The 15,705-nt window shown below is 68.5% G+C and carries 14 protein-coding genes; 8 read left to right on the forward strand and 6 right to left on the reverse strand.

Annotated features, from left to right (window positions below; translation table 11 throughout):
- Nucleotides 1-100 precede the first annotated feature (100 nt).
- Entirely contained in the window at nt 101-895 is a 795-nt protein-coding gene (locus tag VMT65_RS28055) for a maleylpyruvate isomerase family mycothiol-dependent enzyme (RefSeq protein ID WP_326311491.1), read from the forward strand.
- Here VMT65_RS28055 and VMT65_RS28060 read toward each other — a convergent pair.
- Both VMT65_RS28060 and ligD read right to left on the reverse strand, forming a co-directional pair.
- Entirely contained in the window at nt 885-1,343 is a 459-nt protein-coding gene (locus VMT65_RS28060) for a CapA family protein (RefSeq protein ID WP_326311901.1), read from the reverse strand. The two genes, VMT65_RS28055 and VMT65_RS28060, sit on opposite strands and share 11 nt — an antisense overlap.
- Before the next feature lie 125 nt (nt 1,344-1,468).
- On the reverse strand, nt 1,469-2,428 hold the full coding sequence (gene ligD / locus VMT65_RS28065) for a non-homologous end-joining DNA ligase (RefSeq protein WP_326311492.1): 960 nt from the start codon (nt 2,426-2,428) through the stop codon (nt 1,469-1,471).
- 133 nt (nt 2,429-2,561) lie between these two features.
- On the opposite strand from ligD, the gene VMT65_RS28070 reads away from it, so the two are divergent.
- The 6 genes from VMT65_RS28070 (at nt 2,562) to VMT65_RS28095 (ending at nt 10,471) form a co-directional block, all read left to right on the forward strand.
- Complete coding sequence (locus tag VMT65_RS28070; protein ID WP_326311493.1) at nt 2,562-4,166, forward strand: FAD-binding protein; 1,605 nt, start codon at nt 2,562-2,564, stop codon at nt 4,164-4,166.
- Between the two features lie 72 nt (nt 4,167-4,238).
- On the forward strand, nt 4,239-5,858 hold the full coding sequence (locus VMT65_RS28075; RefSeq protein WP_326311494.1) for an adenylate/guanylate cyclase domain-containing protein: 1,620 nt from the start codon (nt 4,239-4,241) through the stop codon (nt 5,856-5,858).
- A gap of 151 nt (nt 5,859-6,009) precedes the next feature.
- A complete protein-coding gene (locus VMT65_RS28080) occupies nt 6,010-7,407 on the forward strand; it encodes a nucleobase:cation symporter-2 family protein (protein ID WP_326311495.1) in 1,398 nt (465 codons plus the stop codon).
- A 107-nt stretch (nt 7,408-7,514) separates the two neighbouring features.
- Complete coding sequence (locus VMT65_RS28085) at nt 7,515-9,032, forward strand: cytochrome P450 (RefSeq protein ID WP_326311496.1); 1,518 nt, start codon at nt 7,515-7,517, stop codon at nt 9,030-9,032.
- Between the two features lie 9 nt (nt 9,033-9,041).
- A complete protein-coding gene (locus VMT65_RS28090; RefSeq protein WP_326311497.1) occupies nt 9,042-9,788 on the forward strand; it encodes a TetR/AcrR family transcriptional regulator in 747 nt (248 codons plus the stop codon).
- An 80-nt stretch (nt 9,789-9,868) separates the two neighbouring features.
- Nucleotides 9,869-10,471 carry a dihydrofolate reductase family protein gene (locus tag VMT65_RS28095; protein ID WP_326311498.1) on the forward strand — a complete coding sequence of 201 codons (603 nt, stop codon included), beginning with the start codon at nt 9,869-9,871 and terminating at the stop codon, nt 10,469-10,471.
- 5 nt (nt 10,472-10,476) lie between these two features.
- Here VMT65_RS28095 and VMT65_RS28100 read toward each other — a convergent pair whose 3' ends face one another.
- Both VMT65_RS28100 and VMT65_RS28105 read right to left on the reverse strand, forming a co-directional pair.
- The gene (locus tag VMT65_RS28100; protein ID WP_326311499.1) at nt 10,477-10,725 is read right to left on the reverse strand and encodes a hypothetical protein; all 249 of its coding nucleotides are present in this window, start codon (nt 10,723-10,725) and stop codon (nt 10,477-10,479) included.
- A 389-nt stretch (nt 10,726-11,114) separates the two neighbouring features.
- Nucleotides 11,115-11,993 (reverse strand): alpha/beta fold hydrolase, encoded by an 879-nt coding sequence (locus tag VMT65_RS28105; RefSeq protein WP_326311500.1) that lies wholly within the window; start codon nt 11,991-11,993, stop codon nt 11,115-11,117.
- Between the two features lie 97 nt (nt 11,994-12,090).
- Between VMT65_RS28105 and VMT65_RS28110 the strand changes: the two genes are divergently transcribed.
- Complete coding sequence (locus VMT65_RS28110) at nt 12,091-12,495, forward strand: winged helix-turn-helix transcriptional regulator (protein WP_326311501.1); 405 nt, start codon at nt 12,091-12,093, stop codon at nt 12,493-12,495.
- On the opposite strand, the gene VMT65_RS28115 is transcribed toward VMT65_RS28110, so the two are convergent.
- Nucleotides 12,492-13,139, reverse strand: coding sequence for a response regulator transcription factor (locus VMT65_RS28115; protein ID WP_326311502.1), 648 nt, complete (start codon nt 13,137-13,139; stop codon nt 12,492-12,494). The genes VMT65_RS28110 and VMT65_RS28115 overlap by 4 nt on opposite strands.
- Entirely contained in the window at nt 13,136-15,382 is a 2,247-nt protein-coding gene (locus VMT65_RS28120) for a sensor histidine kinase (RefSeq protein ID WP_326311503.1), read from the reverse strand. The genes VMT65_RS28115 and VMT65_RS28120 overlap by 4 nt, the downstream gene beginning before the upstream one ends.
- Nucleotides 15,383-15,705 lie beyond the last annotated feature (323 nt).

Raw genomic sequence — 15,705 nt, forward strand, 5'->3', positions numbered from 1 at the left:
GCGCTGCCGCCTACCGATCCCAACTTTCTCCCGACACCGATGAGTTCGACCGGCGCGGCCCGTCCTATCGAACGCGACCACCTTCGGAAAGGACACTCCCATGATCGAACTGAACGCCGACCGCACCCGGCAGGCGATCGTCGACCACACCCGACGGCTGGCCGAGGCGGCCGCCGCGGCCGGACCGGACGCCGCCGTCCCGACCGCCCCGAAGTGGACCATCACCGACCTGGTCGAACACGTTGGCCAGACCCAGAACTGGGTCGCCGAGATCATCGAGCGCCGCATCGCCGACCCTACGCAGCTGCCCACCCAGATGGCCGTCCTCCCCACCGATCCCGGTGAATGGCAGGCGTGGCTCACGGGTTCCGCGCAGCGCGTCGCGAACGCGTGCTCCGACGACGCCCTCGACGCACCGGTATTCAACCCCGCCGCCGACGGTCGCTCCGGAACCCGCTTCTGGCTGACCACCATGCTCAACGAGGCCGTCGTCCACGGCTTCGACGCCACCAACGCCGCCAACCACCCGACCGATATCGCCCCCGACATCGCCGCCGCCCTCATCACCAACCACTTCCGAATGCTCACCTCCCCCACCTGGGAGATGCAGCGCCCCGACTCCGCCCAAGCCCTCCGCGGCACCGGCCAAACCCTCCAATGGCAAGCCACCGACCTCCCCGCCGACACAGCCACCTGGCTCATCGAACGCCACCCCGAAGGCGCAACCTGGCATACGGCAACCCAACCCGCCGACGTGACAGTAACCGCCCCCGCCGAAACCCTCCTCCTAACCCTCACCCGCCGCATCCCCCTCACCTCCCCGCAAACCACCATCCACGGCAACATCCCCCTCGCCAACCACTGGCTCGACAACACCGCCCACGTCAGCGGCTAACCCCTAGCCAGGAAAGCGGAGGCTGCCGCGCCCGCCCTCGACAGTGATCGCGGTCCCGAGTGATTCCGAGATGGCCGCCAGTTCCTCGAGCAAGGCGACAGCGGTTGCGCCATACAGAACTTGCGCGGTGTTGTTCTCGTCGCGAGCCCCCGCAGTGCGCGATCCCGGCCCGATCGAGCACCTCCAGACTCGCCAGCGTCGCCCAGGCCGGGAAGGTCACATTGTTCGCACAGGAGACGACATCGATCCCCGCCCACGTCAATGCCTCCACCATGGCCGGATCGGCATGCGTCCAGTTGGGTTTGTGCGGTATCACCGGCCCGTCTCCACAGAGCGGGCCCTCCAGATTCACGAACCGAAAGTCGGCCTTCGTCAACGTATCTCGAATCCCAGCGAATGCCTCCGTCGGCTTCGACCGCCGCTGAACGTTGACATCGCCCCCGAAAATCCCCTTCCTACCCCCACCCCACCACGCCGCCGGCCCGTGTGCATCCCGGCGTCATTCCACGAGCATGCAATCGGGCAGGTCTCTTCTCGGCGTTTGTCTGCTGAATTGCATGCTCGTCGAAGGGGTTAGGGTTCTTCGTCCAAGTCGACTTCGAGGTTGTCGCGGGTGGCCCATTCGAGGAGGGGGGTTAGGTCGAAGACTGCTTCGTCTATGCCTGCGTGGAGGTCGCCCAGTTCGGCGTAGCGGGTGGGGACGGTTTTGATGGTGAAGTCGGTGGGGTGGATTTCGGGGATTTCGGTCCACGCGATGGGGGTGGAGACGGTGGCTTGGGGGATGCCGCGGACGGAGTAGGCGGCGGCGATGGTGTGGTCGCGGGCGTTCTGGTTGTAGTCGACGAAGAGTTGGTGCGGGTCGCGGTCCTTGCGCCACCAGGTGGTGGTGACGTCTTTGGGGGCGCGGCGTTCGACTTCGCGGGCGAAAGCGAGGGCGGCGCGGCGGACGTCTTGGAATCCGAATTCCGGGGCGATGCGGACGTAGATGTGTAATCCCTTGCCGCCGGACGTTTTCGGCCAGCCGACCGCGCCCAGTTCCTCGAGCACCTCGTGGGCCACCTCGGCCACGCGCTGCACCCGCGACCAGGGGCAGTCCGGCATGGGATCGAGGTCGATGCGCCATTCGTCGGGCAGCTCGGTGTCGAAGCGGCGCGAGTTCCAGGGGTGGAATTCGACCGTCGACATCTGGACCGCCCAGATCACGTCGGCCAACTTCTCCACGCAGAGTTCGTCGGCGGTGCGGCCGTAGCGCGGGAAGTACAGCTCGACGGTGGGAATCCAGTCCGGCGCACCGCCGGGCAGTCGTTTCTGATGCACCTTGCCGCCGGGCAGGCCCTTGGGGAACCGGTGCAGCATGCACGGTCGGTCCCGCAGCGCGTTGACGATGCCGTCGCCCACGCTGAGGTAGTAGTTCACCAGATCGAGCTTGGTCGCCCCGGTCTCGGGGAAGTAGACCCGATCCGGATTGGACACACGCACCGTGTGCTCGCCGACCGCCACCTCGATCGCCGGAGCAGCTGACTTGCTGGCCACCCGTCCGACGGTAACCGGCCGCGCGGTCTTCCGCACGCCCCGACGCGGGCAGACATCCCGAACTAGAACACGTTATAGTTCAGTGATTCGGGCAGTGCTGGTCGGTATTTCACGCGGGAAGGCGGTCGCAACGGTGCGAACCTGGGACTCTTCGGCCGATGTCGTGGTGGTCGGATACGGCGGCGCGGGAGTCGCCGCGGCGCTGGCGGCACGGGAATCCGGGGCCGAGGTACTCGCGGTCGATCGCTACCTGGGCGGCGGGGCGACCGCGCTGTCGGGCGGGATCGTCTACGCGGGCGGCGGCACCTGGGTGCAGCGGGCGGCCGGGGTCGACGACGATGTCGAGAACATGCTCGCGTATCTGCGCGCGGAGGTCGGCGACACGGTGAGCGAGGCGACGCTGCGCAGGTTCTGCGAGGAATCACCGGCCATGATCGATTGGCTGACGCGGCACGGCGTTCCGTTCCAGCCGTCGCTGTGCCCGTTCAAGACCTCGTACCCGACCGATGATTACTACCTGTATTACTCGGGCAGCGAAAACTCCGGCGGTTTCCGGGAATTGGCGAAGCCGCGGCAGCGCGGACATCGTGCGCACGGGCGGGGAGTATCGGGTAAGAAGCTGTTCGGGCCACTTGCCGCCTCGGCCGCACAGCATGGCGTCGAAGTCCAAACAGGCACCAGGGCAACACGACTTGTCGTCGAGGACGGCCGGGTGACCGGCATCGAGGCGACCACGATCAGCAATGCGCCGCTCGCGGTCCAGCGACGCTTCGCCGCACTGGCCCGCATTTCCTCGAAACCCGGTGTGTACCATCAGGGTTCGCGTAAGGCCGTGCAGGCACTGCTCGCCCGCATCGAGCGCCGCTACGGCGTGCCGGTCCGAATCCAGGCCCGCTCGGGCGTCATCCTCACCACCGGCGGCTTCATCGCCAACGGCGACATGGTCGCCGAGCACGCGCCGAACTACCCTTGGGCCGAGGGACTTCCGCTCGGCACCGCCGGTGACGACGGCAGCGGTATCGCCCTGGCCCAGGCCCTGGGCGCGGCCACCGGCCGCATGGACGTGCTCTCGACCTGGCGGTTCATCGCCCCGCCGAGCGCCTTCTTCGGCGCGATCGCCGTCGACGCGAACGGGCAGCGCGTGATCGACGAATCCCGCTACGGCGCGGCACTGGGTCAGGCCATTGCCGCCAGCCCCGGCCACCGGGCCTGGCTGCTCGTCGACGCCGGACTGGCCGCCGAGGCCCGCCGTCAACTGCGCAAACAGTCGGTGTGGTTCCAGCGCATGCAGGCCGAGCGACTGATGAAGTTCGGCAGTGTGACCGGTCGCAGCGTCGAGGAGGTCGCGGCCCGCGCGGGCATCGAACCGGCGGCCCTGCGCGAGACCGTGGACGCGCACAATCGCGCGATCGAGCAGAATCTCCCCGACCCGATGGGCAAGCCGGACGATCTGCGCCGCCCCCTGCACTCGGGACCCTTTGCGCTGCTGGACATCTCGTTCAAATCCCGCCTCACCTACCCCATGCCCATGCTGACCCTCGGCGGCCTGGTGATCGACGAGGAGACCGGCGCGGTCCGCACCGAATCCGACACCACCATCCCGGGCCTGTTCGCCGCGGGCCGGGCGGCCGTCGGCATCTGCTCGAACGGCTATGTCAGCGGCCTGTCCCTGGCCGACTGCATCTACTCGGGCCGCCGAGCGGGCACCCACGCCGTGGAACGCGCCGCCATGCATTAGCCGACCCCGCGGTCCCGCGGCCATCGGAGCGCCGGTCCCGGCTTCCGATCGCACACCGCCTACGCTGCGACTATGGCCGCTGACAAGGTCACGACCGCCGCGCCCACACCCGCGCCCTGGGGATCGCGCCTGCTGGGACCGGCCGAGGAACAGGCCTGGATGCGGCATATCCGGGTGCAGGTTCTGCTGACCGTGGGGCTGGTCGTGGCCAATGTGATCGGGATGGCCGTGACCACCGCGCTGATCGCCTTCGTGCTGCCGGGTCCGCCGCTGCTGACCCGGCAGATGGTGGCGCTCAACTTCATCGCCGTGCCGCTGATCAGCCTCTCGGCACTGGCATTGGGCCTGGGCTGGGGCACCGTCTTCGGTTTGCGGACACTGCGCTGGGCACGGGAACCGGATCGGGTGCCGACCCCGGCCGAACAGGCGGCCACCGCGTCGGTACCGCGGAAGCTGGTGGTGTCGCAGGCGCTGCTGTGGTCGTTCGGTCTGGTCGTGATCACGCCGCTGTATGCCCGGGTGGATGCGGCGTTCGCGCCGAAGGTGATGCTGGGCATCGTGTTCAGCGCGATCGTGGTGTGCGCCAACAGCTATCTGATCGCGGAGTTCGCGCTGCGTCCCATCACCGCCCGGGTGCTCGAGGCCGCGCCGTCGCGCCCGCGGCGGGGACTGGGCGTCTTCGGCCGCACGGTGGTGGTGTGGGTGCTGGGCACGGGTGTGCCAGTGGCACTCCTCATGTCGGTGGCGGTGCTGATTCTGGCGGGCTGGCCCGCCAGCAGTGAGCGGCTGGCGGTGGTGGTGCTGGCGCTGGGCGGGGCGACGCTGGTGTTCGGGCTGCTGCTCATGATGCTCACGCTGTCCTCGGCCGTCGCGCCGATCCGGGCGGTGCGCACGGCCATGCGCCGAGTCGAGGACGGCGACCTGCGGGTGGAGGTCACCGTGTACGACGGCACCGAATTGGGTGAATTGCAAAGCGGTTTCAACCACATGCTCTCCGGCCTGCGCGAGCGCGAGAAGATGCGCGACCTGTTCGGCCGCCACGTCGGGCACGATGTCGCCGCGGTGGCCCTGACCCGCGACCCCGAACTCGGCGGCACCGAATGCGAGGCGGCCGCGCTGTTCATCGACATCATCGGCTCCACCACAATGACCGCCACCCGCCCGGCGGCCGAGATCGTCGCCATCCTCAATGACTTCTTCACCATCGTGGTCGACGAGGTCGAGCGGTGCGGCGGTCTGATCAACAAGTTCGAGGGCGATGCCGCGCTGGCCGTATTCGGCGCTCCCGCAACACATCCCGACGCCGCCGGGGCCGCCCTGATCGCGGCGCGCAATATTCGCAGGCGGCTGGCGTACGCCGCCACCGAATTCGACGCGGGCATCGGTGTGGCCGCCGGAAAGGTGATCGCGGGCAATGTGGGTTCGGATCGGCGCTACGAATTCACCGTCATCGGCGACGCCGTCAACGAGGCGGCCCGGCTGTGCGAACTGGCCAAGAACGACGAGCTGCGGGTGCTGACCTCCGCGGCCACGATCGCCGCCGCCTCGACGCGCGAGCAGATCCATTGGCGGCTGGGTGAATCGGTGACCCTGCGCGGTCGCACCCGCCCGACCCGGCTCGCTCGCCCGCGCACCCCCGATCGCGTGGGCGGTTCGAGCCATCTGGGCGATTCTGTAGGAAAATACGAGTAGGGCCGGGAGCCACGCCGATACGGCTGGACAATCGAACAATCTGCTGCGGGACAGGTATTTCCTGCGCCATTATTCGGGTCGTGGTCGCGACCAGCCTCCCCCTTCGAGGCGAATCACGGTCGTCGCGCTCACGTGTTTCAGGAGGCTTCTCATGCACCTGCGCTTCTCGCGCCCCTCCCGCCACCCCGATCTCGGTGACGCGACTCCACCACCACCGCATCCCGTCGACGAAGTGCCCAAGCCGCCACGGCTGGCGCTATTGGGCCTGCAGCACCTCGCGATCATGTACGCGGGCGCGGTCGCGGTCCCGCTGCTGGTCGGCGGGGCGCTGAAACTCTCCGGCCACACGATTGGCCTGCTCGTCAATGCCGACCTGCTGGTTTCGGGCATTGTCACCATCATTCAGGCCGTGGGCATCGGCCGGATTCTCGGTGTCCGGCTGCCCGTGGTCGCGGGTGCGACCTTCACCGTGGTCTCGCCCATGATCCTGATCGCGCAGGACTTCGGCGGCGGCGAGGCCGGACTGCCCACGGTCTACGGCGCGATCCTGGTCTCCGGCGTGTTCGGCCTGATCATCGCGCGGTTCTTCGCCAAGGTGGTGCGGTTCTTCCCGCCGCTGGTGTCCGGCTGCGTGATCTGCGTGATCGGGTTGTCGCTGATCGGCGCGGACGCCGGTCTGATCGCCGGTGATGATCCGAAATCCGCCGACTACGGCCAGATCTCGCACATCGGGTTGGCCGGGCTGGTGATTCTGCTGATCGTGGTCATCCACCGCTTCGCCCGCGGTCTGATCAGTCAGCTGGCGGTGTTGATCAGCATGGCCATCGGCACGCTGGTCGCGGTGCCCATGCACCTGGTCGACATGTCGAATGTGGGGCCCGCCGCCTGGTTCGGCATCTCCAAGCCGTTCATCTTCGGCGCACCCGAATTCCATATCGGCGCAATCATTTCCATGTGTGTGGTCATGCTCGTCACGTTCACGGAGAGCACCGCGGACATGGTCGCCGTCGCCGAGATGGTCGACAAGGAACTGGAACCCGCCGATCTGGCGCGTGGTCTGGCCGCCGACGGATTGTCCGCGGTGCTGGCCGGTTTCATGAACTCCTTCCCCGACACCGCCTTCGCCGAGAACGTCGGTCTGGTGGGCTTGACGGGAGTGCGCAGTCGCTGGGTGGTCGCGGCCTGCGGCGGCATGCTGGTCGCCCTGGGTCTGGTGCCGAAGGTCGGCAGTGTGGTCGCGGCCCTGCCCGGTCCGGTGGTCGGCGGCGCGGCCACGGTCATGTTCGCCATGGTGACCGCGGTGGGACTGCGGGTGCTGCACAAGGTCCAGTTCGAGGGCACCAACAACATGCTGATCATCGCGGTCACGCTGTCGGTGGCCCTGCTTCCGGCGGTCGCGCCGAACATCTACACGAAGTTCCCGACCGATTTCCAGATGATCGCCAGCAGTCCGATCACCTCGGCGGTGATCGTGGTCTTCGTGCTGAACCTGCTGTTCAACCATTGGAATGTGGGTAAACGACCAGAGGTCACGGCCGGGACGCACTGACCTCTCGCGGCCCGTATCGGCCCGCGGCAGCCATTGACTGGGGCATGCTGTCTCACTACTTTGAATGAGACAGCATGTCTCATGTTCGCACGGCAAGGGGCCGCGAAATGACCGATTCCTCGACGACATTGCATCCGCCCAAGTGGGCCCCGACCTTCCTGCGCTGGCACGACACCCGCATCGGCTGGTGGCAGTCCTGGCGGCTGGCGCTCGGCGTGATTCCGCGGGTGCGCGATCACACGGTTCTGGACTACGCGGCCGCGCTGCCGGGAGCCGACGACGTGATCGTGGCGCGGGTGCCGTTCGCGCGATTCGTCATCGTGCGCAGCCCGGAGCTGGTGCGGCACGTGCTGGTGACCAATCAGAACAACTACGCGAAGAGTCCCGAGTACGACATGCTCGCGGTGGCCTTCGGGCGGGGGTTGGTCACCGACTTCGATGAGGAACAGTGGCAACGCAATCGGCGACTGGTGCAGCCGATCTTCGCCAAGCGCAATGTGGACGGGTTCGCGCCGGTCATGGTGGCGGCCGCCCGGGACGCGGTGGAGCGCATTCGCGCCTCGAGCGCGGATGACGGCGTCGTCGATGTCGGTGCCGAAATGAACCGGCTCACTTTGGATGTCACGTCGCGGACCATGTTCGGCACCGATATCACCGGACCGATGTCGGAGGTGGTGCTGGCGCGCCTGCTGCGGTTCTTCGGGCGCGGGTTCATGACCAACCTCAGCCATCCCATGCACAACATCTCCACCTGGATTCTGCAGCGACGCGGCCGCAGCGATGCCGCCAATTCCCGTCTGCCCCTGCGCATCATGCGGGCCAGCGGCTGGCTCGTCGAGCCGCGGGCCATGCGCGATCTGCGGCATGCCGAGCGCGTGGTGGACGGGCTCATCGCCGACCATCGCAGCGGGCGGATCGCGCGCAAGGACAATCTGCTGGCCCTGCTGATGGACGCCGAGGATCCCGAGACCGGATACCGCTACAGCGATCAGGAGATCCACGACGAACTCATGACCTTCATCGGGGCCGGAATGGAGACCACCGCAACGGCTTTGAGCTGGGTGTGGCAGCTGCTCTCCGAGCATCCGGAGGCTCGGGAGCGGCTGGGGCAGGAGGTGCGCACGGTGCTCGGCGACCGGCCCGCCACGGCCGCGGATCTCGAACGACTGCCGTGGACGCAGGCCGTGGTCGCCGAGACCATGCGACTGCTGCCGCCCGTCATCGGATTGGCGAGGACCGCAAAGGGTTACGACGACCTCGGCGGGTATCGCATCGAGCCGGGCACCACGGTCGCGGTCATCCTGCACGCGCTGCACCATCACGGGCGGGTCTGGGAGCGGCCCGAGGAGTTCGATCCGAGCCGATTCCTTCCCGAAAACCTTGCGCGCGAACAGAAGCGGGCCGCCATACCGTTCGGGGCGGGCAAGCGCATGTGCGTCGCGTCGGGCTTCGCCAGCATGGAGGCGGCCCTGGTGGTCGCCACTTTCGCCCAGCACCTGGAGTTCGACGCCGTTTCCCCCGAGCGTGTCCGCCGCCAGATCTCCTTCACCGGCGGCCCCGACGGCCCGCTCCCCATGCGCGCCCGCTTCCTACCGCGGGCCCGCCCCGTCGACACCGCCGTATAGTCGAATCCCGTGAAGCCGCCCCCGCATCTGCGCTCGCACCGTAGGCGTTCGGGCGGTCAACGCTGGGACGAGCACAACACCACCCGCCGCGCCGCCATCCTCGAGGCCGCGCTGGCCCTCATCGAGGAGAACGCGCCCGGCGCGGAGATCTCCACCCAGCAGATCGCCGACCGCGCGGGCCTGGCCCGCTCGGTCGTCTACCGGCAGTTCCAGAACCGCGAGGATCTCGACGCCCGAGCCCGCGAATACATCTTCGACCGCTACCTGACCGAGCTGGAGGCAATCCTCGTGCTCGAGCCGTCGAAAACCGTCGAGGCCATCATCTTCGACATCATGTCCACCCTTGTCGCCTGGACCGCCGACCACCCCAACCTCTACCGCTTCGCCCAAACGGGCCCCCTCCCAGGCCACCCCGCCCCCGACACCCTCACCACCTTCCGCCAGCGCGTGGCCGACACCCTCTGGCACCGCTTCGCCTCCTGGACAGCCATTCTCGGCATCGACATCACCCCCTTCCGCCCCCTCAGCTACGGCATAGTAGGCCTGGTCGAAGGCATGATGACCCAATACGTCTCGTCCCCGGCGACTTCCGACCACCCCGACCAGGAGACCCTGGCCCGCCTCCTCACCTCCTCCACCTGGCACCTCTTCGACGGCCACGCCCGCGACCTAGGCCACACCTTCGACCGCACCGCCAACGTCGCCACCACCCTGGCCACCCTCTTCGCCACCTCCGCCGACCTCCCCCCGGCCTGAACCCTCGACGAGCATGCAATTCAGCAGGCAAACTTCGAGAAGAGGTCTGCTCGATTGCATTCTGGTGGGAGGGTGGAGGAATGTCTCAGGTGTTTCTGACCATGGCCATGTCACTCGACGGGTTCATTACCGGGCCGGATGACAATGCCGAGAATCCGGCGGGCACCAATGGGATGCGGCTGATGGATTGGCTCGGTGGGGGTGCCGAGCCTGGGGCGGAGGGGCCCATGGCCTTCCGGCCCAAGTACCCCCATAGTCAGCTGGTGTTCGACGAGGCCATGGCTTCCGGTGCGGTGATCACCGGAAGGCGGACAGGCGATTTCGCCGGGTATTGGGGCGGCGATCACCACAACGGGGTGCCGATCTTCGTGCCGACGCACCATCCGCCGGAGCACAATCCCTACGAGCGGGTTCGATACATCACCGATGGCATCGCTTCGTGTGTGGAGCAGGCGAAGAAGGCCGCGGGCGACCGCGATGTGATGATGCACGGCGCCTACACCGGGCAACAGGCCCTGAAAGCCGGTGTGCTGGACCTGATCGACATCCAGCTCCGGCCCGTGCTGCTCGGCCAAGGTCGACGGTTGTTCGATGGACTCCCGCCCGAGCACATCGAACTCGATCTGATCCGCGCACTCGAGGACCCCGGCGTCCTGCATCTGCGCTACCTGGTCCGCAAATAGTCTCGCTAGTTGCGCCGACGGGCCCTGCCGGGGTGGAGGCGGAGGCGAATGCCCTTGTACACCACGGTGTTCGGCGTCTTGTCGTCATTGTCCGGGTCGCCGGAGTCCGAGGGATCGGGCAGTTCGGCGCGCTGTTCGATGACAATCTGTGCGCGTGCCGCGCCGGGGTCGAACATCTCCTGGAACGGCCCGACGAACGCACCTCCGAGGCCGCGGCGCTTCGCTCGAGCGGCTGCCCACCCGAGTACTGCCATCGGGCCGAATGTGGCGGTCAGTAGTAGAAGCAAGTCCCCACCCATGGTCACGAGCGTACCGAGAACTTTCTCCACTCTCCGTGCTGAGATATGCATCCCATTGTGCGAAACGGCATTTCATGGCTCGGGCTGGTGACGATGGCGGTTGTCGGGGCTATGACGTGGGGTTGAGCAACTTTCGTGGGCGGATTGAGCGGTTGATATCGGTCTTCCCGGTTGTGTGAAGAGATGCTTTATGGCTTTCGAGCTCTACCCATACCGTCGCATTCATGCAGTGGAATTTGCTTTCGGCCGAAGAGCTTTCAGTCGCCTTGCGTGGCTCCTCGTGATGAGACGAAGGACTTTCGATCGTCTACAACATGGCTGGGCTGTGCACCGAACCGATCGCATCAGCTTCCCGCCCGTGCCCCGCGTGCTGCGGGAGCCGCGGCGAGGAAGGGTTCGAGGAGTTCGAGTAGTTGCGAGGGGCGGTCCAGCGTGATGATGTGGCCGCAGTCGGGAATGACGTGTGCGGTGAGGTTTTCGGCGAGGGGCCGCAGTTGGCGGGCGAGCGCGTTGCCGACGGGGTGTGCGCCGATGGCCAAGGTGGGCATGGTGAGCCGAGTGGTTGCCGCGGCCCGGGCGATCTGGTGGCCGGTGGTCGGCAGCGCGCGGTAGTAGGAGAAAGCGCAGCGCAGGGCCTCGTGTCCGGTGTACGCATCGACGAACGCGTCACGGATGTCCGGCGGCACGCCCCGGCCGCGGGTGCCGGTGCTGAGAAACCATTCGATATACCGCGCCTCGTGGCCGAGCAGAACCGTTTCGGCGAGGTCCTGGACGGCGTGGAATCCGAACCACCACGGCGGACCCCCGGCGAGGAAGTCCTCCGCACCGGGGAGCGTGCCCAGTAGTCCCTCCATGACCACCAGCTGTCGCACCCGGCCGGGGTGCCGCAGGGCGAGCAGGGCCGCGACCGGGGTTCCGGCATCGATCCCGACCACGGCCGCGGTGGATTCGCCCAGGGCATCGAGGATTCCGGCGATATCGGCGGCCATGGTGGCGGCGTCGTAGCCGCCCGGTGCGCGGCTGGTGGCGCCGAATCCGCGCAGGTCGGGGGCGATGACACGGTACCGCGCGGCCAGCGGTCCGATGATCTTGCTCCACACCCGCCAGGTGTGGGGAAAGCCGTGCAGCAGAACGAGCGCGGGTCCGGTGCCGGAGATCGCGACATTGGCGTGGATGCCGTTGGTCTCGATCTGGCGCGTCTCGATCGGTGCGGCGTGGGTCATGGCGCCTCCTGGCGGTCACTTTTGGTTACCACCGCACGGTAGGTAACCTCGTTTGTGCTGCCAAGAAGGCACATTGGCGACAGGTGGTGAGGTCCAGGTGACTACTCGATCGGCGCGGGCGAGGCCAACCGAGCGCGGTGATCTGTTCGATTCCCAGTGCCCGACAAGGCAATTGCTCGACCGCATCGGCACGAAATGGACCTCGATGGCGGTCAAGGTCCTCGCCGCGGCCGCCCCCGGCGAGGTGCGGTTCGCCGAACTGCGGCGGCGCATGCCCGGTGTCTCCCAGAAGATGCTGTCGGTGACCCTGCACAGCCTGATCCGCGATGGCCTGGCCACCCGTCGCGTGGAGCCGACGGTGCCGCCGCGCGTTTACTACCGGCTCACCGAACTGGGCTTGTCCCTGGAGGTTCCGCTGGCCGCGCTGCGGACCTGGGCGGAAGAGCACATGGCCGAGATCGACCGTGCCAACGCCATCGACGACGCGCGAGCCCGGGGTTAGAGCTCGTCGGTGGTGATCAAGCCGTCGCGGATGGCGCGGGCTACGAGGGCGGCCTTGGTGGGGGCGGAGCGGCCTACCGCGGCGTATTTGGCGCGGATGCGCTCCAGGTGGGTGTTGACGGTGCCGACGGTGATGTAGAGCTGTTGGGCGACCAGGGCTTTGGACTCGGTTTGGAACCAGGCCAGCAGGACTTCGCGTTCGCGGTGGGAGAGTTTGGGGCGGTCGTCGGCGTCGGTGCTCATGGCGCGGGCCATGGTGGGGCTGAGGTAGGGGCGGACGTCGGCGGCGGCGTGCAGGGCGGCGATGAGGTGTTCGCGGCCTTCGGTTTTGGACAGGTAGGTGACCGCGCCGAGGTCCAGGCAGTCGCGGACCAGGTGGGGTTCGGTGTGCTGGGAGTAGACGACCACCCGGTGCCCGCGCGCGCAGATGGTGGCCAGGGCGGTGAGATCCGGTGCGCGCTGGTCGAATTGGAGGTCGAGGACAATGGCGTCCAGATCGCCGCGGTCGGGTCCGGTGGCGGCCAGGAAGGCGGCGGGGTCCGGGTGATCGGCCGCCACCAGGATGTGCGGCTGCGCCGCCGCGCACCAGCCGCGCACGCCGTCGCGAATCAGCGGATGGTCGTCGACGATGGCGATGCGGATCACCGGGCTCCCTCCAGGTCGAAGCTGTGATGCAGTCGCGCCCAGAGCAATTCGCCCGCGGTGACCACCTCGGTGTGCACCGACGAATCGGTGAGGGTGGACAGTCGGTCGAGGGTTTCGGCGGGGCAGTCGCCCAGGGCGCTGACGGTGCAGCCGGACGCGTCGGCGGTCACCACCACGCGGGCGCGGGAACGGCTGGCGTCCAACATGATCCGGGCGGCCGCCACCAGGTGACCGCGCACGGCGTCGGGCAGCTCGCGATGGGTCGGCGTGGCCTCCACCGACACCGCCACCCCGCGGCGCTCGGCGGCGTCGATGCCGGTGCGCAGGTCCGCGAGCAGCGGATGCCCGACACCGTCCTGCTGGGTGAAAAGCCGTCGCAGCCGGGCGTATTCGGTCCGGGCCGCGGCCCGCACACCGGGATCGCCGGGGTCCAGGGTGCCGTCGGCCAGGCCGCGCAGCAGCGGCGTGAAGTCGGCCACCAGTTCGTGGTAGCGGCGCAGGCACTCCTGTTCGTGCATGCGCCCGACGGCGTCGGCGGTGCGGTGCCGCAACCGTTCCCGATGCAGTGCCGCCGCCTGCCGGGCCGCCCGGTCCAGGGTGGCCGCGAACCACGCGGTGAAGGTCTGCAGGAAGAAGATGGCCGCCGTGTGGTACCCGAGTACGGTGAGGTTGTCCGCGCTCGGGGCGCGCACCAGGATCACCGCGCACACCAGCACCCACCACGCGGTCAGGGCCGAGAGCGCCAGCCGCGGCGGCAGCCGAAAGCCGAGTGCGACAACGGCCCAGCCGGACGCGCCGATGGACCAGTTCGCCCCCGCCAGCACGGCATCCACCGGGAGCCAGGCGGTGAGCACCAGCGAGGCCGCGATGGCGACACCCATGAGCGCCACCGTGACCGGCTCGCGGCGACGCGGAATCAGCGCGGCCAGAGCGCATCCCACATTGACGGCGACCAGCATCGCATCGACCGCGGGCGGCGGGGTCGCGGCCGCCGTGGTGAGGGTGGACTGGAGCAGGGTGTCGGCCACCGCGATGCCCACCATGCCGTGCCCGAAACTCCGGCCGAGCCGGTCGATTCCGGCGGCGGCTTCCGTCTCGTCGAACGAGTCGTCCTCGGCGGCAACGACTTCGGCGACCGGCCAGCGGAGCCGGATCTCGGTACCGCTTCCGGGTGCGCTGGTGATCTCGGCGTCGCCGCCCACCTCCCGCAGCCGCTCGACGATCGAGTGCCGAATGCCGTAGCGGTCCTGCCCGGGTGTCCCGTCGAAGCCGATGCCGTCGTCGGCGATGACCAGACGACCCGGGCCGGCCTCGACCACGACGCCGTTGGCGCGCGCGTGCCGATCGATATTCGTGAGCGCCTCGCGGGCGGCGGCGGTGACCGTCCACGCCAGCCCGCGGGGGATCGGCAGCGGCCCGTCGACCCGCAGGGTCACCGGTGTCACGCACTCGGCGGCCAACTCGCGCAGCGATTCCGACAGGTCGGCCTCGGATTCATCGCCCGGCACCGGAATGCCCGACTCCAGCACGCCGAGGTCCCGCGCGGCCTGCCGCGCGATCCGTTCGGGATCCGCGGCCGCGCCCTGCCCGACCATGAGCAGGGTGGCCGCCGCGGTGTCGTGCATGACCGCCCACTGCTCGTGCTCGTAGCGCCGCCGCGCCGCGGCCACCCGGCTCGCGATCCGGGAGTCGGCGGCCGCGGACACGGTCCGGTCGTGCACGGTCGCCGCGCGCAGTACCACCCGGCGCACACCCACGGCCAGCAGCCACTCCACCACCAGGTAGGCGACCGCCAGATCGGAGAGGAAACTCCACGGCGTCAGGCCGGGCGTCTGCCGATTGGCGTAGTAGAGCAGCAGCAGGACCAGCACGGCCACCCCGGCCGACACCCGGACCCGTTCGGCGATGCCCACCGAGATGACCGTCGCCGCAACGACCTTCACATCGATGAGGTCCTTGGTCCCGATCCCCGAGGCCGCGACGCTGACCGTCCCGAGCAGATAGGTCGCCACCACCGCGATATCGGCCGCGGTCCACCACGGCCCGAGCCGTCGTCCCCACAGTCGACCGGCGGACCACACCGCCAACACGATCGTGACCGCCCGGCCCGCCGTCGGATCCGGGACCCCGCTCGCCAGATGCACGACCGTGAGCAGCAGGCAGGCCGCGTGCCGGAATCGAATGGCCAGCCACATGGCCTCCTGCGCGACCGCGGCGTGGGTCGGGTCGGGGTCGCGCAGCACCCGGTCACGGTACCGGACCGCATTCGAACCAGCATGGCATCCGCCGACCCGGATCCGCTGTCCGTCGAATGTCGGACAGACAGAACGATTCGCCTGGGGGATTGTCGATCCCGCAGACGGGTGTGCGGGTCCGGCCCGCCCCGCCGCTGCGCCCGCGGCCGTTGGCGGGCGGGGAGTCAACGGCCGCCGGGGTCGACACCGTGGGCACAGGTGAGCGCTGACGCCGTGGCCTGGCCGCGACCCCGCCGGACGATCCCATTGGGCCCGGCCTCCCGGATCTCACGCCCTCGACCGCATAGGCTGTGCAGTGATTTCGCACAGGT

This window comes from Nocardia sp. CDC153, from assembly GCF_035818515.1.
Taxonomy (GTDB): domain Bacteria; phylum Actinomycetota; class Actinomycetes; order Mycobacteriales; family Mycobacteriaceae; genus Nocardia.